The organism is Dactylosporangium sp. CA-139066 (genome assembly GCF_050936175.1).
Lineage (GTDB): Bacteria > Actinomycetota > Actinomycetes > Mycobacteriales > Micromonosporaceae > Dactylosporangium.
In genome coordinates, this window is sequence record NZ_JBNJNH010000001.1 from 4,754,223 (window position 1) to 4,773,146 (window position 18,924).

The window sequence follows — 18,924 nt, forward strand, 5'->3', positions numbered from 1 at the left end:
AGCCGCCTCCCAGTGCGCGTCAAGCGGCGGTGCGCAGGCTGCGGGGCATGACTCGCAGTACCAGCTCACCGGCCGTCGACCAGCTGCGCCTTCCCGGTCAGGCGGCGGCGCCGGCCGGCCCGCTCGATCTGACCGGCATGTTGGTCATGCACTGGGCGTTGCGCCGAGACCTGCACCGTTTCGCGGCAGCCGTGATCCGCACGCCGGTCGACGACCGGGTGGTGTGGCGCGCGCTGGCCCGCCGATGGGGCCTGTTCCGCCACGTCCTGCACGACCACCACGCCGGCGAGGACGCGGGGATCTGGCCCGCGCTGCGGGGCGGGGCGGGCGCGGCGGGGGCGAGCGTGCTCGACGCCATGGGAACGCCGGGTCTTCCGCTACGCGGATTGACCGGGTCTTCCGCTACGCGGACTGATCAGAATCCGCCGTCGGCACGCAGCGCCGCCAGCCACTCGGTCACCAGGGGCAGGCCCCACGCCGCGGCGAGGGCGGCCGCGTCGTCGGCGTGGCGGGCGGCCGTGGCAGGCTCCCCGGCGGTCGCGGCGGCGAGGGCGAGGAACGCGTCGACGGGACCGAGCGCACCGCTGGAGCCCGCCGTGGCGGGCCGGCCCGCGTAGGGCGCCAGCCGCTCGTACACCTCGGCGGCGAACTGCGGCCGTCGCGCCGCGTAGGCGACGTGCGCGCCGATGGCCAGGTCGGACGTCGCCGCCCACGACCCGCCGTCCGGCACCCACCCGCTGCGCTCCAGCACCGCGGCGGCCTCGTCGTGGCGCCCAGCCCGGACCAGGACGAGCAGGTAGAAGGCGACGGAGAGCGCCGGCGCCGCCTCGTACATCGTGCGGGCCATCGGCAGAAACTCGCCGGCCCTGCCCTGCCAGATGCGCACGAACAGCGAGGACAGGCCGAAGTACGCACGGGCGGGCAGCGCGGTGCGCGCGGACAGGGCGTCCGCCTCGGCGATCAGCTCCTCGGCCTCGGCGAAGCGGCCCTGCATCGCCCGCCAGGGCAGCTCGAGACCGTTGAGGACCACCAGCGGGTACAGCAGGCGCAGCCGCTCGGCGCCGGCCCTCGCCTCGGCGACGTCCCGCCACATCTGCGCGATGCGGCCCGTCTCCATCCCGGCGATCGCCCGGAACGTGAGCAGGTGGGTGCGGGCGGCATCACCACCGGAGCGCTCCTCGCACCGCGCGAGCGCCGCATCGACCCGGCGCCACCGCTGCTCGGCATTGGTCGCCTGCCAGGTGGCGACAAACGCGGTCGCCGCCGCCCACACGATCAGCTCCAGGTCGCCGATCCGCCGGGCCATGGCGAGCCCCTCCTCGGCGAGGGCGTCGCGTTCCCGTGGCGCGTCGGCATAGTGCAGCTCGCCGGCCAGGGTCAGCAGGGCCCGGCACCGCAGGTCACTGTCGCCGGCCGGCAGCTCCCGCAGTACTCGGCGCAGCGCGGCGACCGCCGGCTGGTCGACGACGCCGCGGTCCCGCACGGTCCACACCGAGCCGTCGGCGGAGCCGACCGCGGCGCGGGCGAGCCGGTCGACGTCGCCGAGCTCCTCGGCCACCCGGCGGGCGTGACCCAGCGCCTCGAGCTGTGTGTCGCGGTCACCGATCCAGCGGCCGGCCTCGGCGTGGGCCATCAGCAGGTCGTACCGGTCCGCCGGATCGCACGACCGGTCCTGCGCCTGGGCGGTCCGGGCCGCCGCGAGCAGCGCGGCGGCCTCCTCGTAGCCGTGGATCGAGCGCGCCTGCCGGGCCGCCCGGGCGGCCGTCCGCCACGCGGTCCCGGCGTGGGCGGGTCCGGCCGCGAGCCAGTGCCGGGCCGCCTCCAGGAGCCGCTCGTCGCCGTCCTCGCGCAGCGCGGCCGCGACGGCGGCGTGGCGCCGAGTCCGGCGGGTGGCGGTCTGCCCGCGGTACACGACGTCGCGGACCAGGGCATGCGCGAACCGGAACGCGCCCGGCGTCGCCTCCTCCAGCACGACCCCGTCCGCGAGGGCCGGGTCGAGGGCGTCGAGCACCGTGTCCGCATCGTGAGCGGTCGCGGCCGCGAGCAGATCCACGTCGTACTGCCGGCCGATGACGGCCGCGGTCCGCAGCAACTCCCGGGTCACCTCGGGCAGGCGGGCCACCCGCCGGGCGACGACGTCGGTGACGGCCGCCGGGATGTCCGCGGCGCCGGGCAGGCGCAGCAGCTCAACCAGGAAGAACGGGTTGCCGTCGGTACGCTCGTGCAACGACTCCACCCGCGCTGCGGCCGGCGCCTCGCCCGTCACCGCCCGCGCGAGCTCGGCGACGCCGGCGGCGCGCAGGCCGGCCAGGTCGAGCCGCAGCGCGTGCCGCCGGCCCAGCCCGGCCACCACCTCGGCCAGCACGCCGGCCGGTTCCGGACGGGGCCGCCAGGTCACGACGATGAGCACCCGCGCGTCCGTGAGATGACCGGCGAGGTGGTGCAGCAGGCGCAGCGACGAGGCGTCGGCCCAGTGCAGGTCCTCAAGCACGACGAGCAGCGGCCGGCGCTCGGCCGCGGCGGCGAGCAGCCGGGCGACGGCGTCGGAGATCCGGAACCGCTCCGCGTCGGCCGACGCTGCCTCGGCGCCGTCCTGCGCCACCGGTGCGCGCCGGCCGGGGCCGGCCAGTGCGGGCAGCAGGGCCGCGAGCCGGTCAGCGTCGGCACCGGCCAGCGCACGCAGGGCGTCGTCGCCGAGCACGGCCGGCAGGGCGCGCAGCCCGCCCGCCCACGGCCAGAACGGCGGCGCGCCCTCGTCGTCGGAGCAGCGCCCCACGAGCACGGCAAATCCGTCGCCGGCCGCGTGCCGGGCCAGCTCGGCGACGAGCCGTGACTTGCCGATGCCGGGCTCGCCGACGAGCGACGCCCAGCGGGTACGGCCTTCGCGAGCCGGACCGAGCAGCTCGATCAGCGTGGCCAGCTCCGCGTCCCGGCCGACGAGCGGCCAGGCGCTCGGGTCCGCCGACGCGACGGGCGGCCCGGCCTCCGGCGCCCCATCACCGGCTGGCGCGACCGCGGCTGGCGCGACCGCGGCTGGCGCGACCGCGGCTGGCGCGACCGCGGCCGGCGCGACCGCGGCAGACGCCGCCGCGGCCGAAACGGGCGCGGCCGCCGGCCGTCGACTTCGGGCCGCCGCCGGGTCCTGCCGGAGGATCGCCAGTTCCACGGCCCGCAGCTGCGGCCCCGGGTCCACCCCCAGCTCCTCGCCGAGCGCACGACGGATCGCCTGCAGTGCCTCCAGGGCGTCGGCCTGCCGGCCCGAGCGGGCCAGGGCGAGTGCGCGCAGCGCCCACAGCCGTTCCCGCAGCGGGTGCCGCTGCGCGAAGGCCGTCAGCTCGGCGGCGACGGTCGCGTGCTCGGCTGACTCCAGCCGGAGCAGCGCGAGGTCCTCGACCGCGATCAGCCGCAGCTCCTCCAGCCGGGCCCGCTCGGCGGCCGCCGCGTCGGCCTCCTCGAGTTCGTGGAACGGCGTCCCGCGCCACAGGCCGAGCGCCTCCCTCAGGCGCATCGACATGCCGGCCAGGTCCGCCGGGCCGGCTTCCGGCGGCACCGCCGGAAGCGCCGAACCGTCGCAGACCACCAGCCGGCGGTGCACGTCGTCGACGGCCGCTGCGAACCGGGTCACGTCGACGTCGTCGTCGGGCAGCCGCAGCGCATAACCGGGCGCCATGGTCACCAGCACCGCCGCCCGCTCGCGCGGCGCCCGCCGCGGCTCCACGACCCGGCGCAGGCCGGCGACGTAGCCGTGCAGCGAGCTCAGCGGCGAGGGCGGCGGGTCGTCACCCCAGACAAGGTCGACCAGCGCGTCGACGGCGACAGCCCGGGGCCGGTGCAGCACCAGGGCGGCGAGGATCGCACGCTGCTTCGGCGAGCCGGCGTCGACCGGAACGCCGTCGTCGAGGACCTCCGCCGGCCCCAGGACCGCCACACGCACTTGCCGAGGATACGGCCGCGAGCCGGCGCAACGATCATGCAGTCGGATTCAAGCCGAATCCAAGCGGCCGGGAGTCCCCTCGAAGGCGCACCACCGACGACCCCTCCCGAGATCCGGAGCCAGCCATGACCACTGTCACCCAGCCACCCCGGGCGGCGATCCCGCCGAGCCGCTCCGTGCTCTACGGGGTCCTTGCCCTCGCCGTGATCTCCGTGCTCGGCGGCGTCATCTCGGTGGCGAGCGGGCTCAGCCCAAGCCTGCTCGACGCCATGGGCCCGGCGGGGCGGCTGTCCATTCCGATCCCGATGATCGCCGGCCAGCTCCTGCTGGCCCTGTGCGCCGGAACACGCCGCCGCGCCCTCGCGCTGACCGGCTCCGGGCTCGTCGCCGCGGCGCTGTTCGTCAGCGTGATCTCGGGCTTCTTCGACGGCGGGTACGCCGACGAGCGGCTCACCGCCGGGCAGCGTGCCTACCAGGTCGTCCTCGTAGGGTCGCTGGCGCTGGTCGGCGTGGTCGCCGCCACGCGGTTTGTGCGCACCGCGAAGTCGGCGTCTCCCGCCGCTTGACCTAAGCCCGGGGACCCGACGGCGAGGGCACGGAGGCGGAGGCCTCACAGTCGGTAGCGGCCCGGCGTGGTGCCGATGACGCCGGAGAAGGCGGCGATGAACCCGCTGGGGTTGGCCCAGCCGCAGGCGTGCGCGACGTGGGTGGTGTCGTGACCGTCGGCGAGCAGCACCAGGGCGTGGTAGATGCGCAGCTGCGTGCGCCACTCGTAGAACGTCATGCCGAGCTCGTCGTGGAACAGCCGGCTCAGCGTCCGCGGGCTGGCGCCGATCGAGCGGCCGAGGCCGGCCAGCGGCGTGGTGTCGCCGGGGTTCTCGTACAGCCTGCGCGCCACCGCCCGCAGCCGGTCGTCGCGCGGCTCCGGCAGCCGCAGCGGCTGCTCGCGGGCCTCGCGGAGCTCGTCGACGAGGACCCGGCGCAGGCGGGCGGTCGCGGCCCGGTCGCGGGCGTCGTGGGGCGGCTCGGTGAGGGCCAGCAGGATCTCGCGGGCGAGGCCGGAGACTCCGAACACGGCCGGCCGGGCCGGAACCAGCCGGGCCAGGGCGGCCGGCAGGAACACGATGCGCATGTCGGTGTCGCCGTGGGCGCGGTGGTAGTGGGTGAACCCGGCCGGCGTCCATCCGACCCGGTTCGCCGGAACGATCGAGGTGCCGTCTTTCGTGTGCACCGACAGCACGCCCCGGGCCGCGTACACCAGATGCCCGCGCGGGTGGACCTGCGCCTCGCTCGTTCCCCCCGACGGCCACAGATGCGCGCCGCCGCCCGGCCAGAGACGCGACGTCGGGGAATGGCGGCCGATCGGCATAACCTGGCATTCTATCGGTGGTCCGCCACGACGCCGCCGACCACAGTGGCCTGTATGAGCGATGCGACGATGCGAGCGGTGGTCTGTGTCGGGGCCGGCGGCCCGGAGGTGCTGCAGGTCCGTGACGTGCCGGTGCCGGCGGTCCGCGACGGCTGGAGCCTCGTGCGGGTCCGGGGCGCTGGCCTGAACCGATCCGAGCTGCGGACCCGGCAGGGACATTCCCCGGCGGTGACGTTCCCGCGGGTGCTCGGGATCGAGTGCGTCGGCACCGTGGCCGTCTCCACCGATGCCGGGCTGCCGGAGGGCACGACCGTGGCGGCGGTGATGGGGGAGATGGGCCGGGCCTTCGACGGCGGCTACGCACAGTTCGCGCTGCTACCCAACGCGCTGCTCATGCCGGTCGCCACCGTGCTGCCCTGGCCCGTCCTGGCCGCGCTGCCCGAGACCTACCTGACCGCGCAGGGCGCCCTGGACACGCTGGGCATCGCGCCGGGCGGGCGGCTGCTCATCCGCGGCGGGACGTCGTCGGTCGGGATGGCGGCCGCGTCGATCGCGGCCGGCCTCGGCGTCGAGACCGCGGCCACGACAAGGCAGCGGCGCAAGGCCGGCGCGCTGGCCGCGCTGGGCGTCGGCCACGTCCTGCTCGACGGCGGCGACGACGTGCGCGCGCTCTGGCCCGAGGGACCCGACTACGTCCTCGAGCTCGTCGGGGCGAGGACCGTGCTCGACTCCCTGCGCCTCGTCCGCGCCGGCGGGACGGTGTGCGTGGCCGGCTCGCTCAGCGGGTGGGCGGTCGCGGACTTCGAGCCCATCGCGATGATCCCGTCCGGGACCAGGCTCACGGCGTTCCACAGCGACACCATGAAGGGCGCGGCGGGCGCGGCCGTGCTGCAGCGCGTCGTCCACGCGGTCGAGGCCGGCGCCTACCGGCCCAACATCGACCGGGTGTTCGGCCTGGACGACATCGTCGCCGCCCACCGGTACATGGAGGGCGACGAGGCCACCGGAAAGCTCGTCCTGGTGCCGTAGCCGCTCGCGCCGGCCTACATCGCGGCGTGCTCCTCGTCGGGCTTCCCGTCGGCCGACAGCAGGGCGGAGACGCCCACGACCTTCGCGAACAGCAGCGCCCCGATCATCCAGCCCAGCCAGTGCCAGGCGGCCAGCACACCGCAACCGGCCGCCAGCAGTGCGGCCAGCACCGCCGTGCGCCTCCGTCGGGCCTGCGGTGTGTCGTCCCCCGTCGACATGAACCGATTGTTGCAGGCCGATGCAAGGATCAGGGTCAGGCGGCCGCCTGCAGGCGTCCGAACGAGCTGCGGTGGAAGACCAGCGGCGCCGTGGCCTGGTCCGCGTCGAGGTCCTGCACCTGCAGCAGGACGATCGTGTGGTCGCCGGCCGGGTACTCGTCGTAGATCGTGCAGTCCAGCCAGGCGCACGCCCCGTTGAGGAGGATCTCGCCGCCGTTGCTGGCGCGCCACGTCGCGCCGGCGAAGCGGTCGGCGCCGCGCCGGGACAGCTGGCGGCCCAGGTGCTCCTGGTCGGCGCTCAGCACGCTCACGCCCAGCCGGCGGGCGCGGCGCAGGACCGGCCAGGTGGTGGAGGTCCGGGCGATGCAGACCGACACCAGCGGCGGGTCGAGCGACACCGACGTGAACGAGCTGGCCGCGAGGCCGACGGCGGCGCCGTCGACCAGCGCGGCCACCGCCGTGACGCCGGTGGGGAAGGCGCCGAAGACGCGGCGCAGGTCGGCGGGGGACAGGGCCGTCGGCGCGGTCATGACCACTCCTTCGCCAGCAGTTCGAACGACCGGACGCGGTCGGCGTGGTCGTGGGTGATGGTGGTGACGAGCAGCTCGTCGGCGCCGGTGACCCGCTGCAGGGTGCGCAGGCGGTCGGCGACCGACTCCGGGGTACCGGCGAACTGGGTGTCCAGGCGGTCCTGGACCAGGGCCCGGTCCTCGGGCGTCCACGACGCGGCCGCGGCCTGCTCGGGCGTCGGGAACGGGATCGCGCCGCGGCCCGTGCGGATGCTGCGCACCCACAGGCCGTAGCCCGCGGCCAGCCGGGCCGCCTCCTCGTCGGTCGGGGCGACGACGACGTCGGCCGAGACGAGCACGTGCGGGCGGTCGAGGACCGGCGACGGGCGGAACGCGGCCCGGTAGGCCTCGACGGCCTGCAGGACCGTGGCCGGGCTGACGTGGTAGTTGGCGGCGAACGGCAGGCCCCGCTCGCCGGCCACCGTGGCGCTCTGCCCGGCGCTGCTGCCCAGGATCCACAGCTGCACGCCGGCGCCCTCGCCGGGCGTGGCGTGCACGTCGTAGCCGTCGCGGGTGTAGGTGCCGGCGATGAGCGCGGCGATGTCGGCGACGACCTCGGCGAAGTCCGGCGTCACCGCGCCCGGCTGCTGCAGCAGCCCGGCCCGCGACGCCCACCGCGGCGACGCCGCCAGCTTGGAGAAGTCGAACGGGGGCGGGATGAGCAGGCCGTCGACGAACCTGGCCGGAGCGGCCGCCGGCGCGCCCCGGCCGGAGGAGGCGCCGCCGGAGCGGCCGAGGCCGAGGTCGATGCGGCCCGGGTAGACGGCGTCGAGCAGGCCGAAGGACTCCACAATGGACAGCGCGGTGTGGTGGCCGACCTGGACGGCGCCGGAGCCGACCCGGATGCGGTCGGTGGCCGCGGCGATGAGGCCGATGAGCACGGCCGGGGCCGCGCCGGCGACGCCGTCGGCGAAGTGGTGCTCGGCCACCCAGTAGCGGTGGTACCCGAACGACTCAGCCCGCCGGGCCAGGTCGATCGAGTTGCGCAGCGCCGTGCCGGCGTCGGCGCCGGAGGGGATCGGGGAGAGGTCCAGGATGGACAGCGGCACGGTCATGGCGTGGCGACCTCCGGTGGTGCGGGGAACGGCCGGCTGGGGATCGAGCGGCGCAGGACCGGGGCGACCTCGGCCTGGAACAGCTCCAGGGAGGCGTGGTGCTGCTTGTCGGTGAGCCCGTCGGCGTCGGCCTGGACGTGCATCACCTCGTGGCCGAGCCGCTCGTGGTAGCGGTGGACCTTGTCGATGACCTGCTGCGGGCTGCCGACGAGGATCGAGCTGCGCTCGATCGCGTCCTCGAAGGAGGTGAAGACCGGCTCGACGCCGACGCGGCGGAAGGTCTCCAGCCGGGCGTTGTAGACCGGGCGGTACGTCTCGACCGCCTCCTGCGACGTGCGCGCCACGTAGAGGCCCGCGCTGCCGGCGCCGACCAGCGCCCGCTCCGGCGGGTAGCCGTGGAACGCGAGCCGCTCGCGGTAGTGCGCGACCAGCTCGGCGTAGGGCTCGACCGGGTTGGTGACGTTGGCGGAGAACAGCGGGTCGCCGTGCAGGGCGGCGAGCTCCACCGATGCCTTGCTGGTGGCGCTGCCGTGCCAGATGCGGATGTCCGGCTGCAGCGGCCGGGGCAGGGCCTCGGCGTCGGTCAGCGACGGGCGGAAGCGGCCCGACCAGGTGACCCGCTCCTCCCGCCACAGTCGCACGAACAGCTCGTAGCCCTCGCGGTTGCGGTCCCACTGGTCCTCGGCGGTGACGTGGAACAGCTGCGCCTGGGCGGCGCCGTTGCCCTTGCCGACGATGAGCTCCAGCCGGCCGCCGGACAGGTTGTCCAGGGTGGAGTAGTCCTCGAACGCGCGGACCGGGTCGAGCAGGCTGAGCGTGGTCACCGCGGTGAACAGCCGGATGTGGCTGGTGCGGGCCGCGATGTGGCTGAGCACCACCGGCGGCGAGGAGGAGATGAACGGCCGCTCGTGGCGCTCGCCGACGCCGAAGCCGTCGAAGCCCAGCTGCTCGGCGAGGATGGCGTTGTCGACGACCTCGCGCAGGCGCTCGCGCGGCGGCTTGCGGCGGTCGTGGACGATGAGGGTGATCGCCAGGAACTTCATGCCGCCAGCCCCAGGTGCCCGCGCAGGGTCGTGGTGGTGTACTCGGTGCGCAGGGCGCCGCGTTCCTGCAGCAGCGGCACGACCGTGTCGACGAACTCGTCGAGGCCGCCGGGGACGACGTGCGGCACGAGGATGAACCCGTCGGCCGCGTCGCTCTGCACGAACTCGTGCAGCGTCGCCGCCACGCGCTGCGGGGTGCCGATGAACGTCTGCCGGCCGGTGACCTCGATGATGAGGTCGCGGATGCCGAGCTTGCGCTCCTCGGCGATCGCCCGCCACTGCGCGGCGGTGGCGAGCCGGTCGGGGTACATCCCGGCCCGGCCCTTGATGATCGTGTCGTCGTCGAGCACCGGGTCGAACGGCGGCAGCGGGCCCTCCGGGTCGAGGTCGCTGAGGTCCTTGTTCCACAGCTGCTCCAGCAGCAGGATCGCCGTCTGCGGGCTGACCTGCTGGCGGCGGATGTGGTGGGCCCGCTCCTGGGCGTCGGCCTCGCTGTCGCCGAGGACGAACGTGCTGGCCGGCAGGATCTTCAGCTCGTCGGGGCGGCGGCCGTAGGCGGCCAGGCGGCCCTTGACGTCGGCGTAGAAGGCCTTGCCGGCCTCGAGGGTGCCGTGCCGGGAGAAGATCGCGTCGGCGGACCGGGCGGCGAACTCCCGGCCCTGCTCGGAGTCGCCGGCCTGCAGGATGATCGGGCGGCCCTGCGGGCTGCGCGGCACCGGGAAGTGGCCCTCGATGTCGACGTGGCGCCCCCTGTGGGCGTACGCGCCGGGCCAGTCGTGCCGGGTGAAGCGGCCGGCGGCCGGGTCGGCGACGAGCTCGTCGGCGTCCCAGGCGTCCCACAGCTCGCGAACGGTCTGCAGGACCTCCTCGGCGCGGGAGTACCGGTCGGCGCGGTCGAGGTAGCCGCCGCGGCGGAAGTTCTCGCCGGTGAACGCGTCCCACGAGGTGACGACGTTCCAGCCGGCGCGGCCGCCGGAGAGATGGTCGAGCGTGGCGATGCGGCGGGCGAGGTCGACCGGCTCGTTGAACGTCGAGTTGACGGTGCCGGTGAGGCCGAGATGGGTGGTCACCGCGGCGAGGCCGCCCAGGACGGTCACGTTGTCGGGCCGGCCGACGACGTCGAGGTCGTGGATGCGCCCGCGCTGCTCGCGCAGCCGCAGGCCCTCGGCGAGGAAGAAGAAGTCGAAGCGGCCGCGCTCGGCCGTGCGGGCGAGGCGCTCGAACGACTCGAACTCGATCTGGCTGCCGGCCGCCGGGTCGCTCCACACCGTGGTGTTGTTCACGCCGGGGAAGTGGGCGGCGAGGATGATCTGCTTCATGCGGTGGCCTTCGCGTAGCGGTTGGCGGGCCGGTGCAGGCCGAGGTGCCCGCGCAGGGTGGTGGCCGTGTACTCCCGCCGGAACGCCCCGCGCTCGCGCAGGATCGGCAGCAGCCCGTCGACGATCGCGGTGAGGTCGGCGGCCAGCACGCCGGGGTGCAGCCGGAAGCCGTCGACGCCGGCGTCGCGCCAGTCGAGCAGCCGGTCGGCGAGCCGCTGCGGCGGGCCGTCGTCGGATGACACGGCGACGTCCACGAAGATCTTCGCGGCGGGCGCGTCGGCGCGGACCGCGGCGGCCGATGCGGGGGAGTCGACGAAGACGACGTCCGCCGCGGCGACCGGGCCGGACGCGACGGTGGCCACCAGCGGCTGGCCCTGCGGCGGGCGCGGCGTGATGGACGGCCCGCGGACGCTGAAGTGGCGGCCCGTGAAGTCGACGTAGTGCAGCTTGTCGCGGTCGATGAACCGGCCGGTGCCGACGTCGCGGATGACGGCGTCGTCCTCCCAGCTGTCCCAGAGCCGCCGGACCACCTCGACGTGGTCGGCCGCCTCGTCGAGGGCCTCGCCGGGCAGCACCTGCCAGCCCGCCCGGCCGCGGCTGAGGTAGTCCAGCGTGGCGACCTGGGTGGAGACGTGGAACGGTTCGGTGGCGGCGACGGCGACCGCGGGCACGATCCCGATGCCCTTCGTCACCGGCGCGATGCGGGCCGCGATGAGCAGCGCCTCGAGGCGGCCCTGGACCCGGCCGGCGTGGCCGGTGATGTTGTAGGAGTCCTCGATGGTGACGAAGTCGAGGCGGCCGCGCTCGGCCTCGCGGACCAGCGACAGCCAGTACGCCGGCGTGAACAGCTCCGCCGGGCGGGCGCCCGGGGCGCGCCAGGCGTCGGGGTGCGACCCGGCGCCGTCGAGCGCGACGGCGATGTGCAGCTCGGGGCTCATACGGCGAAGACCTCCGTGGTGTCGCGGAACGCCGGCACGGTGTAGAGGTGCCGCGCGTAGGCCTGCAGGTTCGGGTACGCGTCCAGCCCGCCGTGGCGGATCAGCGCGACGTACAGCCGGATGTCGGCCTCGGTGATGCCGTCGCCGACGAGGTACGGCCGGCCCGCGACGCGCTCCTCGAACTCGGCCAGACGGGGCTCGAGCGCGACGCCCGGCGCGATCCAGCCGGTCAGCGCCTCGATCTGCTCGCGCAGCGGCTCGGGATAGGTCGGCACGACCGGCGTGGCGACGTCGCCGAAGCGGGTGGCGAGGTCGATGCCGATCGTGCGGTAGTCGTTGCTCAGCACGGCGCCGGTCGAGCGGTCCCACAGCGTCGGCACGCAGATGTGGCCGTCGAAGCCGGGCTCGGTCTTCTCGTACGCCTCGCGCAGCAGTGCGAACCCGTTGACCGGATCGGGGCCGTAGCGCTCGCGGAAGGCCCAGCCGCGGCCGTCCCGCTCGCTGTCCACATAGGACACACTGACGGCGTCGTGCAGGCCGGCGAGCTCCCGGGCGATGGTGACGCGGTGCGACCACGGGCAGAACCAGCCCGCGTAGATGTGATACCGGCCGGCGGCGGCGTGCTCGATGCGGCCGGTGAACCGGTACAGGGGATTCGGGTTGACGATGCGGTAGTCCCCGTGTGTCGCGGTGTCGACGGGGCTGGCCAGGGTCGGCATGTGAACCTCCGGAGCTAAATGCCGACTAATCCTACGTGCAAGATATGGTTTAGGCTAGGGGTTCGTGACGCTGACCTCGGTTCGTTGACGCCCGTCGACGGGCGCTGCTGCACTGACGGAACCGAACCCCACAAACTTCGAGGTCCCCCCATGCGTAGATTCGCTGCCGTAGCCGTCGCCGCCGGCCTGTTACTCGCCGGCTGCGGCGGTGCCGCCGCCGACCCGGCCGCCGGCGCCGGGGCCCCGGTCCAGGGCGGCTCGCTCACCTGGGCCGTCGAGACCGAGCCGATCACCTTCAACCCCCACCAGTACGCACAGGCCAAGGCCCGGCTGCTGGTCTGGAACAGCTTCGAGGCGCTGCTCACCCACGACGACAAGGGCGGCTACCTGCCCTGGCTGGCGCGCTCCTACGACGTGTCGGCGGACGGGCTGACGTACACCTTCAAGCTCCGCGACGACGTCACCTTCCACGACGGCGAGAAGTTCGACGCCGCCGCGGTGAAGGCCAACCTCGACCAGCTGTTCGTCCCCGGCTACGCCCCCGGCGTGACCTCGACCCAGCTGAAGAACTTCAAGGACGCGCAGGTCGTCGACCCCGCCACCATCGCCGTGCACCTCAAGCGGCCCGACGTGCTGATCCTCGACTTCTTCGCCTCGCCGCAGGGCGCGCAGATCTCGCCGAAGTCGCTCAAGAGCCCCAACCTCAAGGCCGGCGGCCCCGACGTCGTCGGCACCGGCCCCTTCATCCTGGACCGCTACACCAAGGGCCAGGAGGTGCACTACAAGAAGAACCCGGGCTACAATTGGGCGCCGGCCAACGCCGGGCACCAGGGCCCGGCCTACCTCGACGAGATCACCTACCGGTTCCTCAAGGAGTCCTCGGTGCGCGTCGGCGCGCTGACCTCCGGCCAGGTCGACGTCATCGAGGGCGTCCCCGCCACCGAGCAGAGCCTCGTCAAGGCCGATCCCGGCCTGCAGTTCGCGCAGCACCTCAACAGCGGCACGGCGTACAACTACTACTTCAACCAGACCCGCGCGCCGTTCGACGACATCCGGGTCCGCAAGGCCTTCCGCGACGCGGTGGACGTCGATGCGGTGCTGCAGGGGGTGTACCGCGGGACGGCCACGAGGGCGTGGAGCATCCTCAGCCCGTCCGGCCCGTACTACGACCCCTCGCTCGAGAAGACCTTCGGCAACAACCCGGCCGAGGCCAACCAGCTGCTCGACCAGGCCGGATGGTCCACAAAGGACAGCGAGGGCTTCCGCACCAGGGACGGCAGGCGGCTCACCGTGCGCATCGTGCTCTCCGCGCCGTTCGTGCGCGACAAGCGCGACATCCTGGCCCAGGGCGTACAGGCCGCGGTCAAGCAGAGCGCCGGCATCGACCTGCAGGTCAAGGTGGTCGACCAGGGCACCGCGACCGACGCGCTGAACAAGAACGAGTTCGAGGTCTTCGACAACTCCCGCGCCGACACCGACGCCGGCGCCGCGCTCGCCCTCATCGTGCCCAAGGGGGCGCCGATCAACCGGCACGGCTTCACCAGCGCCGACCTGGAGGCCCAGATCGCCGCCGCGGCGGCCACCACCGACACCGCCAAGCGCAAGGACGCCTACGTGGCCGTGCAGCGCGCGCTGACCGACAACGCGACGCTGCTGCCGCTCTACGCCCCGGCCGACCAGATCGCCGCGCAGAAGAAGGTCGGCGGCCTCGGCTTCGAGCCCACGGCGGGGGTGCCCGGCAGCGCGTACAACCTCTGGATCGGCAAGTAGCGATGTGGCGAGCCGTCCTGCGACGTCTCGGCAGCGGGGCGGTGGTCCTCTGGGCCGCCGCCACCGCGGCCTACCTCGCGCTGCACCTGGCACCGGGCGACACCGTCGACACCCTCGTCGGCGACGGCCCGGACACGCCGCAGATCCGCGCCCAGATCGCCGCCGACCTCGGCCTGGACCGCCCGGCCGTGGTGCAGTACGTCGCGTACCTGTGGCGCCTGCTGCACCTGGACTTCGGCCGCTCCTACGTGCTGCAGCGCCCGGTCGCCGACATCATCGCCAGCCAGGTCTGGCCGACGGTGAAGCTGACCCTGCTCGCCAGCGCCTTCACGGTCGTCATCGCGGTCGGCCTGGCCCTGGTCAGCACCGGGCGGGGCCGCCTCGTGCGGGGCCTGGTCTCGGCGCTGGAGCTCTCCGTCGTCTCCGCGCCCGGGTTCCTCATCGGCGTGCTGCTGCTGAGCGTGTTCTCGTTCCGGCTCGGCTGGTTCCCGGTCTCCGGCGACCGGGACGCCTCCGCGCTCGTGCTGCCCGCGCTGTCCCTCGCCCTGCCGCTCGGCGGCCTGCTCAGCCAGGTCATCCGCGAGGGCCTGGAGCGGGCACTGGACGAGCCGTTCGCGGTCACCGCCCGGGCCCGGGGCCTGACCCGGCAGGCGCTGCTGTGGCGGCACGCGCTGCGCCACGCCCTGCTGCCGGCCGTCACCCTCGCCGGCACGCTCATCGGCTTCCTGCTCAGCGCCGCCGTCGTGGTCGAGCGCGTCTTCGGCCGCCCGGGCCTCGGGCAGGTCGCCACCGACGCGGTCGGGACCAAGGACATCCCGGTGGTCCTCGCGGTCGTGATGCTCTCGGCGGCCATCTACGTGGCGCTGAGCACGATCGCCGACCTCGCGTACCTGCTGATCGACCCGCGACTGCGGAAGGCCTGAGATGCCCACGGCAACAACCCGGGTCGCGGCCCTGCTCCTGGCCCTCATGCTCGCCGCCGCGATCGCGCCGGGCCTGCTCGCCCACACCGATCCGCTGGCCGCCGATCCGTTCGCCGCCCTGCAGGCACCGAGCGGCGCGCACTGGTTCGGCACCGACCAGCTGGGCCGGGACGTGTTCACCCGGACCGTCTACGGCGCCCGCTACTCGCTGTTCATCGGCGCCCTCGCCACCGCGCTGTCGGTGCTGGCCGGCGGCGTGCTCGGGCTGCTGGCCGGGCTCGCCCCGCGCGCGGTCGACGAGGTCGTCAGCCGGGCCCTCGACGTGCTGTCGTCGTTCCCGGAGGTCCTGCTGGCCCTGCTGTTCATCGCGTTCACCGAGCCCGGCACCCCGAGCCTCATCCTGGCCATCGCGCTGGCGTTCGCGCCCCGCTACGGCCGGATCGTGCGCGCCCAGACGCTGCTCGTGCGGCGCGCCGGCTACGTCGAGCAGGCGGTCACCTTCGGCCTGTCCCGCTTCCGGCTGGCCTGGCGGCACATCGTGCCCAACGTGCTCGGCCCGCTGCCCATCCTCGCCACCATCGGCCTGGGCACGGCGATCGTCAACGCCTCCGCCCTGTCGTTCCTCGGCATGGGGCCGCAGCCGCCGTCGCCGGAGTGGGGCGCGATGCTCTCGGAGAGCCGCAACTACCTGCGGGTGGCGTGGTGGTCGGCGATCCTGCCCGGCGCCACCCTGACGCTCACCGTCATCGCGCTCACCGCCGTCGGCCGCCGGCTGCAGGCCCGCTTCGAGGGGAGGCGCTGATGGCGCCGCTGCTGTCCATCCAGGACCTGCACGTCACGTTCCCGGGTCCGGTCCACGCCGTGCGGGGCGTCAGCCTCGACATCGAGCCCGGCGAGTGCGTCGCCCTCGTCGGCGAGAGCGGCTCGGGCAAGAGCGTCACCGCCCGCAGCATCGTCGGCCTGGCCGGCGCGGGCGCGCACGTGCGCGCCGCCCGGCTGAGCCTCGACGGCCGCGACACCACCGGCTACGGCGAGCGCGACTGGCGCCGGCTGCGCGGCCGCGTCGCCGGCCTGGTACTGCAGGACGCCCTCGTGTCGCTCGACCCGCTCAACACCGTCGGCGCCGAGATCGGCGAGGTGCTGCGCGCGCACGGCATCGGCCGGCCCGCCGAGCGCCCGGCCCGCGCGGTCGAGCTGCTGTCCACGGTACACGTGCCGGATCCCGGGGAACGCGCGCGGCAGTATCCGCACCAGCTCTCCGGCGGCCTGCGCCAGCGCGCGCTCATCGCCTCCGCGATCGCCGCCGACCCGCCGCTGCTCATCGCCGACGAGCCGACCACCGCGCTCGACGCCACCGTCCAGGCCCAGCTGCTCGACCTGCTCGCCGAGCGCCGCGCCGCCGGCTCGACCATCCTGCTCGTCAGCCACGACCTGGCGGTGGTGGCCCGCATCGCCGACCGCGTCCTCGTCATGCGGGCCGGCGAGATCGTCGAGCAGGGACCCACCGCGCAGGTCCTCGCCGCCCCTGAGCACCCCTACACCCGGCTGCTGCTCGCCGCCGTGCCCACCGCCGCTTCCCGCGGCCGCCGCCTGAGCGTCACCGAGCCGCAGCCGCTGCCGCCGCGGGACGTGCGGCCCGACCGGATCGTGCTGTCCGCGACCGGGATCCAGAAGTGGTACGGCAGCAGGCACGCCGTCGCCGACGTCTCCTTCACCCTGGCCCGCGGCGAGACCCTCGGCGTCGTCGGCGAGTCCGGCTCCGGCAAGACGACCCTGGCCCGCATCGCGCTCGGCCTCGTCGAGCCGTCCGCCGGCGCGGTCCGCCTCGGCGACGTCGACTGGACCGGCGTGCCCGAGCGCCGCCGCCGCCCCCACCGCCGCCGGCTGCAGGTCATCGCGCAGGACCCGCTGAGCTCGTTCGACCCGCGGTACACCGTGGAAAGGCTCGTCGGCGAACCCCTCCACGAGCGCGGCCGGGCCCGCCGCGACCGCGTCGTCGAGCTCCTGCAGCGCGTCGGGCTCGGCGCCGAGCACCTGGGCCGCCACCCGCGCGCCCTGTCCGGCGGCCAGCGCCAGCGCGTCGCGATCGCCCGCGCCATCGGCCCCCGCCCGGACGTGCTGGTCTGCGACGAGCCGGTGTCGGCGCTCGACGTGTCGATCCAGGCCCAGGTCCTGGACCTGCTGGCCGACCTGCAGGCGGCGGACGGCACCGCGCTGCTGTTCATCTCCCACGACCTCGGCGTCATCCACCACGTCGCCGACCGCGTTCTGGTGCTGCACGAGGGCCGGGTGGTCGAGCACGGCCCGGTGACCGGCGTCTTCACCGACCCCGCGCACGAGTACACCCGGGCGCTGCTGGCCGCCGTGCCCACGCTCGCCACGTCGGTGGTGCATCCGGGCACTACCGTGTAGCCCGTGGGTGGGCGATGGCGGCATCGGCTCGGCTACGCGGTCGCCGCGGCGCTCGCGGTGGCGGTGTGCGGCGTGTGCGCGGTCGCGCTGCAGTGGCGGCCGCTGTCCTCCGGCGTCGACGGGGAGCCGGCGTGCCGGCCGGCCGCGCTGTCGGCCGCCGCCCCCGGTGACCTCGCCGTCGTCGAGCAGGGCTTCACGCTCGGCGACGACGGCACGCTCAGCATCGGCGCCATCCTCGGCAACCACGGCAAGCAGCAGGTCGCGTACCGCACGCGGGTCACGTTCCGGGTGGTCCGCATCGACGGCACGCCGGTCCTGTCGCCGGACCCGTTCCAGGAGATCCCGGTCGTGCTGCCCGGTCGCCGCGTGGCCGTGGGCGCCGCGGTGCACGTGCCCGCCGCCGACCGGGCGGCCGTCTCCGGCGTCGTCTTCGACCTGAGCGCAACCCGCTGGGTCGCCTACGACACGCGCAACCCGCTGCTCCGGCCGCCAGTGACGTCCCTGGTCGGCCGGCTGTCCGATCCGGCACGGCCCGCCGAGATCAGTTTCTTGATCGACGACAGCGGCTGCCGGGACGCGGGCCTGGCCGAGCGCGGCGTGGGCATGGCGTTCCGGGACGCCGGCGACGCGATCGTCGGCGGCGGCCTCGCCCTCGGCGCCGGCGAGGGCAGCTGCTCCGGCGCCGGCGGCGGATATGGGGTGCCCGCCCTCCACCTCCCCGCCACCGCGGACCCGGCCCGGAGCGAGGTGTCCGTCTACTGCGATGTCCCGGGCTCACAGCGTGCGTCGTAGCGCCGTCTCCACGGCATCGACGAGCGGGTCCCCGTCGCTGCGCGGGTGGCGGGCGAGGCCGAGCTCGACGTCGGGCAGGGTGGGCAGGGCGTCCGCGTCGTGACCGGCCATGGCCGGTTCGAGGTTCGCGGGCATGAGGGCCGCGACGCCGAGCCCGGCCCGTACGGCGGCGAGCACGCCGACCAGGCTGTTGCTCTCGAACGCCACCCGCCACGGCCGATCGGTGCGCCCCAGCGTCTCCAGCACCGCCGTGCGCCAGACGCACGCGTTGGAGAACAGCACGACCGGCAGCGGATCGGCGGACACGTCCACGTCCCGGCCGGCCGCCCAGACCAGCGGGCGGCGCACCGTCCAGCGCGGCGGCCCGGGAAGGTCGGCCACCTCGTCGAGCACGAGATGGACCCGGCCCGCGTCGTACGCCTCCCGCATCGCGGCGCTGGAGACGCTGAGCACCTCCAGCGTCGCGCCGGGATGCAGCCGGGCGAGGTCGGCGAGGACCTGCGGCAGCTGGGCCGCGGCGAGGTCCTCGAGCAGCCCGACGCCGCAGTGGCCGGTGAGCGCCCGCCCGGACTCGGTGAGCGCCTGCGCCGAGAGGGAGAGGATGCGTTCGGCGTAGGGCAGCAGCTCCTCGCCCGCCCGCGTCAGCGCGACGCCGGACGGCGAGCGGCGCAGCAGCGGCCGGCCGACGACGCGCTCGAGCTTCTGCAGCTGCTGGCTGAGCGCGGGCTGGGTCTGCCCGAGCGCGGTCGCGGCGCGGCTGATGCTGCCGGCCCGCACGGCGGCGACGAACGAGCGCAGCAGCACGATTTCGAGATCCCGAGCCATAACAATGCA

18 protein-coding genes and 1 pseudogene are annotated in these 18,924 nt (G+C 74.8%); 8 read left to right on the forward strand and 11 right to left on the reverse strand.

The features are described from left to right. Window positions 1-65 precede the first annotated feature (65 nt). A complete protein-coding gene (locus tag ACQEVU_RS21635; protein WP_433335394.1) occupies window positions 66-281 on the reverse strand; it encodes a hypothetical protein in 216 nt (71 codons plus the stop codon). Here ACQEVU_RS21635 and ACQEVU_RS21640 point away from each other — a divergent pair. After that, the gene (locus tag ACQEVU_RS21640) at window positions 192-617 is read left to right on the forward strand and encodes a hypothetical protein (RefSeq protein ID WP_433335026.1); all 426 of its coding nucleotides are present in this window, start codon (window positions 192-194) and stop codon (window positions 615-617) included. The genes ACQEVU_RS21635 and ACQEVU_RS21640 overlap by 90 nt on opposite strands. Window positions 618-2,410: 1,793 nt before the next feature. On the opposite strand, the pseudogene ACQEVU_RS21645 reads toward ACQEVU_RS21640, so the two are convergent. Beyond that, window positions 2,411-3,934, reverse strand: a pseudogene (locus tag ACQEVU_RS21645) (BTAD domain-containing putative transcriptional regulator); the annotation flags it as partial. 125 nt (window positions 3,935-4,059) lie between these two features. Between ACQEVU_RS21645 and ACQEVU_RS21650 the strand changes: the two are divergent. Next, a complete protein-coding gene (locus tag ACQEVU_RS21650) occupies window positions 4,060-4,500 on the forward strand; it encodes a hypothetical protein (protein ID WP_433326235.1) in 441 nt (146 codons plus the stop codon). Between the two features lie 44 nt (window positions 4,501-4,544). Here the strand turns inward: ACQEVU_RS21650 and ACQEVU_RS21655 are convergent, their stop codons facing one another. After that, window positions 4,545-5,303: an AraC family transcriptional regulator gene (locus ACQEVU_RS21655; RefSeq protein WP_433326237.1), complete on the reverse strand. Its 759-nt coding sequence runs from the start codon at window positions 5,301-5,303 to the stop codon at window positions 4,545-4,547. A 54-nt stretch (window positions 5,304-5,357) separates the two neighbouring features. Here ACQEVU_RS21655 and ACQEVU_RS21660 point away from each other — a divergent pair, with 54 nt between their 5' ends. Then, window positions 5,358-6,332 (forward strand): zinc-binding dehydrogenase, encoded by a 975-nt coding sequence (locus ACQEVU_RS21660; protein ID WP_433326239.1) that lies wholly within the window; start codon window positions 5,358-5,360, stop codon window positions 6,330-6,332. Window positions 6,333-6,346: 14 nt separating this feature from the next. Here the strand turns inward: ACQEVU_RS21660 and ACQEVU_RS21665 are convergent, their stop codons facing one another. The 7 genes from ACQEVU_RS21665 to ACQEVU_RS21695 are packed head-to-tail and all read right to left on the reverse strand — an operon-like array spanning window position 6,347 to window position 12,193. Further along, a complete protein-coding gene (locus ACQEVU_RS21665) occupies window positions 6,347-6,550 on the reverse strand; it encodes a hypothetical protein (RefSeq protein WP_433326241.1) in 204 nt (67 codons plus the stop codon). A gap of 35 nt (window positions 6,551-6,585) precedes the next feature. Next, window positions 6,586-7,080 (reverse strand): flavin reductase family protein, encoded by a 495-nt coding sequence (locus ACQEVU_RS21670; protein ID WP_433326243.1) that lies wholly within the window; start codon window positions 7,078-7,080, stop codon window positions 6,586-6,588. Beyond that, on the reverse strand, window positions 7,077-8,174 hold the full coding sequence (locus ACQEVU_RS21675; RefSeq protein WP_433326245.1) for an LLM class flavin-dependent oxidoreductase: 1,098 nt from the start codon (window positions 8,172-8,174) through the stop codon (window positions 7,077-7,079). The genes ACQEVU_RS21670 and ACQEVU_RS21675 overlap by 4 nt, the downstream gene beginning before the upstream one ends. Then, window positions 8,171-9,217: an LLM class flavin-dependent oxidoreductase gene (locus tag ACQEVU_RS21680; RefSeq protein WP_433326247.1), complete on the reverse strand. Its 1,047-nt coding sequence runs from the start codon at window positions 9,215-9,217 to the stop codon at window positions 8,171-8,173. Before ACQEVU_RS21680 ends, ACQEVU_RS21675 begins: the two co-directional genes overlap by 4 nt. Continuing rightward, a complete protein-coding gene (locus tag ACQEVU_RS21685) occupies window positions 9,214-10,536 on the reverse strand; it encodes an NtaA/DmoA family FMN-dependent monooxygenase (protein WP_433326249.1) in 1,323 nt (440 codons plus the stop codon). The genes ACQEVU_RS21680 and ACQEVU_RS21685 overlap by 4 nt, the downstream gene beginning before the upstream one ends. Next, window positions 10,533-11,474 carry an LLM class flavin-dependent oxidoreductase gene (locus tag ACQEVU_RS21690; protein ID WP_433326251.1) on the reverse strand — a complete coding sequence of 314 codons (942 nt, stop codon included), beginning with the start codon at window positions 11,472-11,474 and terminating at the stop codon, window positions 10,533-10,535. Before ACQEVU_RS21690 ends, ACQEVU_RS21685 begins: the two co-directional genes overlap by 4 nt. Beyond that, a complete protein-coding gene (locus tag ACQEVU_RS21695; protein ID WP_433326253.1) occupies window positions 11,471-12,193 on the reverse strand; it encodes a glutathione S-transferase C-terminal domain-containing protein in 723 nt (240 codons plus the stop codon). The genes ACQEVU_RS21690 and ACQEVU_RS21695 overlap by 4 nt, the downstream gene beginning before the upstream one ends. A gap of 150 nt (window positions 12,194-12,343) precedes the next feature. Here ACQEVU_RS21695 and ACQEVU_RS21700 point away from each other — a divergent pair, with 150 nt between their 5' ends. Genes ACQEVU_RS21700 through ACQEVU_RS21720 form a run of 5 tightly spaced genes read left to right on the forward strand, consistent with a single transcriptional unit; the run spans window position 12,344 to window position 18,090 of the window. Next, window positions 12,344-13,963, forward strand: coding sequence for an ABC transporter substrate-binding protein (locus tag ACQEVU_RS21700; protein ID WP_433326255.1), 1,620 nt, complete (start codon window positions 12,344-12,346; stop codon window positions 13,961-13,963). A 2-nt stretch (window positions 13,964-13,965) separates the two neighbouring features. Beyond that, window positions 13,966-14,886 (forward strand): ABC transporter permease, encoded by a 921-nt coding sequence (locus ACQEVU_RS21705; RefSeq protein WP_433326257.1) that lies wholly within the window; start codon window positions 13,966-13,968, stop codon window positions 14,884-14,886. Between the two features lies 1 nt (window position 14,887). Continuing rightward, complete coding sequence (locus tag ACQEVU_RS21710) at window positions 14,888-15,688, forward strand: ABC transporter permease (RefSeq protein WP_433326259.1); 801 nt, start codon at window positions 14,888-14,890, stop codon at window positions 15,686-15,688. Continuing rightward, the gene (locus ACQEVU_RS21715; protein WP_433326261.1) at window positions 15,688-17,298 is read left to right on the forward strand and encodes a dipeptide ABC transporter ATP-binding protein; all 1,611 of its coding nucleotides are present in this window, start codon (window positions 15,688-15,690) and stop codon (window positions 17,296-17,298) included. Before ACQEVU_RS21710 ends, ACQEVU_RS21715 begins: the two co-directional genes overlap by 1 nt. Window positions 17,299-17,301: 3 nt before the next feature. Further along, a complete protein-coding gene (locus ACQEVU_RS21720) occupies window positions 17,302-18,090 on the forward strand; it encodes a hypothetical protein (protein ID WP_433326263.1) in 789 nt (262 codons plus the stop codon). On the opposite strand, the gene ACQEVU_RS21725 is transcribed toward ACQEVU_RS21720, so the two are convergent. Continuing rightward, window positions 18,073-18,915: a LysR family transcriptional regulator gene (locus ACQEVU_RS21725; protein WP_433326265.1), complete on the reverse strand. Its 843-nt coding sequence runs from the start codon at window positions 18,913-18,915 to the stop codon at window positions 18,073-18,075. The two genes, ACQEVU_RS21720 and ACQEVU_RS21725, sit on opposite strands and share 18 nt — an antisense overlap. Between the last annotated feature and the right edge of the window lie 9 nt (window positions 18,916-18,924).

Excerpts from the sequence above, each read along its gene's own strand:
- ACQEVU_RS21695 (WP_433326253.1), bottom strand. The coding sequence starts at position 12,193 with ATGCCGACCCTGGCCAGCCCCGTCGACACCGCGACACACGGGGACTAC.
- ACQEVU_RS21725 (WP_433326265.1), bottom strand. The coding sequence starts at position 18,915 with ATGGCTCGGGATCTCGAAATCGTGCTGCTGCGCTCGTTCGTCGCCGCC.
- ACQEVU_RS21680 (WP_433326247.1), bottom strand. The coding sequence starts at position 9,217 with ATGAAGTTCCTGGCGATCACCCTCATCGTCCACGACCGCCGCAAGCCG.
- ACQEVU_RS21690 (WP_433326251.1), bottom strand. The coding sequence starts at position 11,474 with ATGAGCCCCGAGCTGCACATCGCCGTCGCGCTCGACGGCGCCGGGTCG.
- ACQEVU_RS21670 (WP_433326243.1), bottom strand. The coding sequence starts at position 7,080 with ATGACCGCGCCGACGGCCCTGTCCCCCGCCGACCTGCGCCGCGTCTTC.
- ACQEVU_RS21655 (WP_433326237.1), bottom strand. The coding sequence starts at position 5,303 with ATGCCGATCGGCCGCCATTCCCCGACGTCGCGTCTCTGGCCGGGCGGC.
- ACQEVU_RS21715 (WP_433326261.1), top strand. The coding sequence starts at position 15,688 with ATGGCGCCGCTGCTGTCCATCCAGGACCTGCACGTCACGTTCCCGGGT.
- ACQEVU_RS21665 (WP_433326241.1), bottom strand. The coding sequence starts at position 6,550 with ATGTCGACGGGGGACGACACACCGCAGGCCCGACGGAGGCGCACGGCG.
- ACQEVU_RS21705 (WP_433326257.1), top strand. The coding sequence starts at position 13,966 with ATGTGGCGAGCCGTCCTGCGACGTCTCGGCAGCGGGGCGGTGGTCCTC.
- ACQEVU_RS21675 (WP_433326245.1), bottom strand. The coding sequence starts at position 8,174 with ATGACCGTGCCGCTGTCCATCCTGGACCTCTCCCCGATCCCCTCCGGC.
- ACQEVU_RS21650 (WP_433326235.1), top strand. The coding sequence starts at position 4,060 with ATGACCACTGTCACCCAGCCACCCCGGGCGGCGATCCCGCCGAGCCGC.
- ACQEVU_RS21710 (WP_433326259.1), top strand. The coding sequence starts at position 14,888 with ATGCCCACGGCAACAACCCGGGTCGCGGCCCTGCTCCTGGCCCTCATG.
- ACQEVU_RS21660 (WP_433326239.1), top strand. The coding sequence starts at position 5,358 with ATGAGCGATGCGACGATGCGAGCGGTGGTCTGTGTCGGGGCCGGCGGC.
- ACQEVU_RS21700 (WP_433326255.1), top strand. The coding sequence starts at position 12,344 with ATGCGTAGATTCGCTGCCGTAGCCGTCGCCGCCGGCCTGTTACTCGCC.
- ACQEVU_RS21685 (WP_433326249.1), bottom strand. The coding sequence starts at position 10,536 with ATGAAGCAGATCATCCTCGCCGCCCACTTCCCCGGCGTGAACAACACC.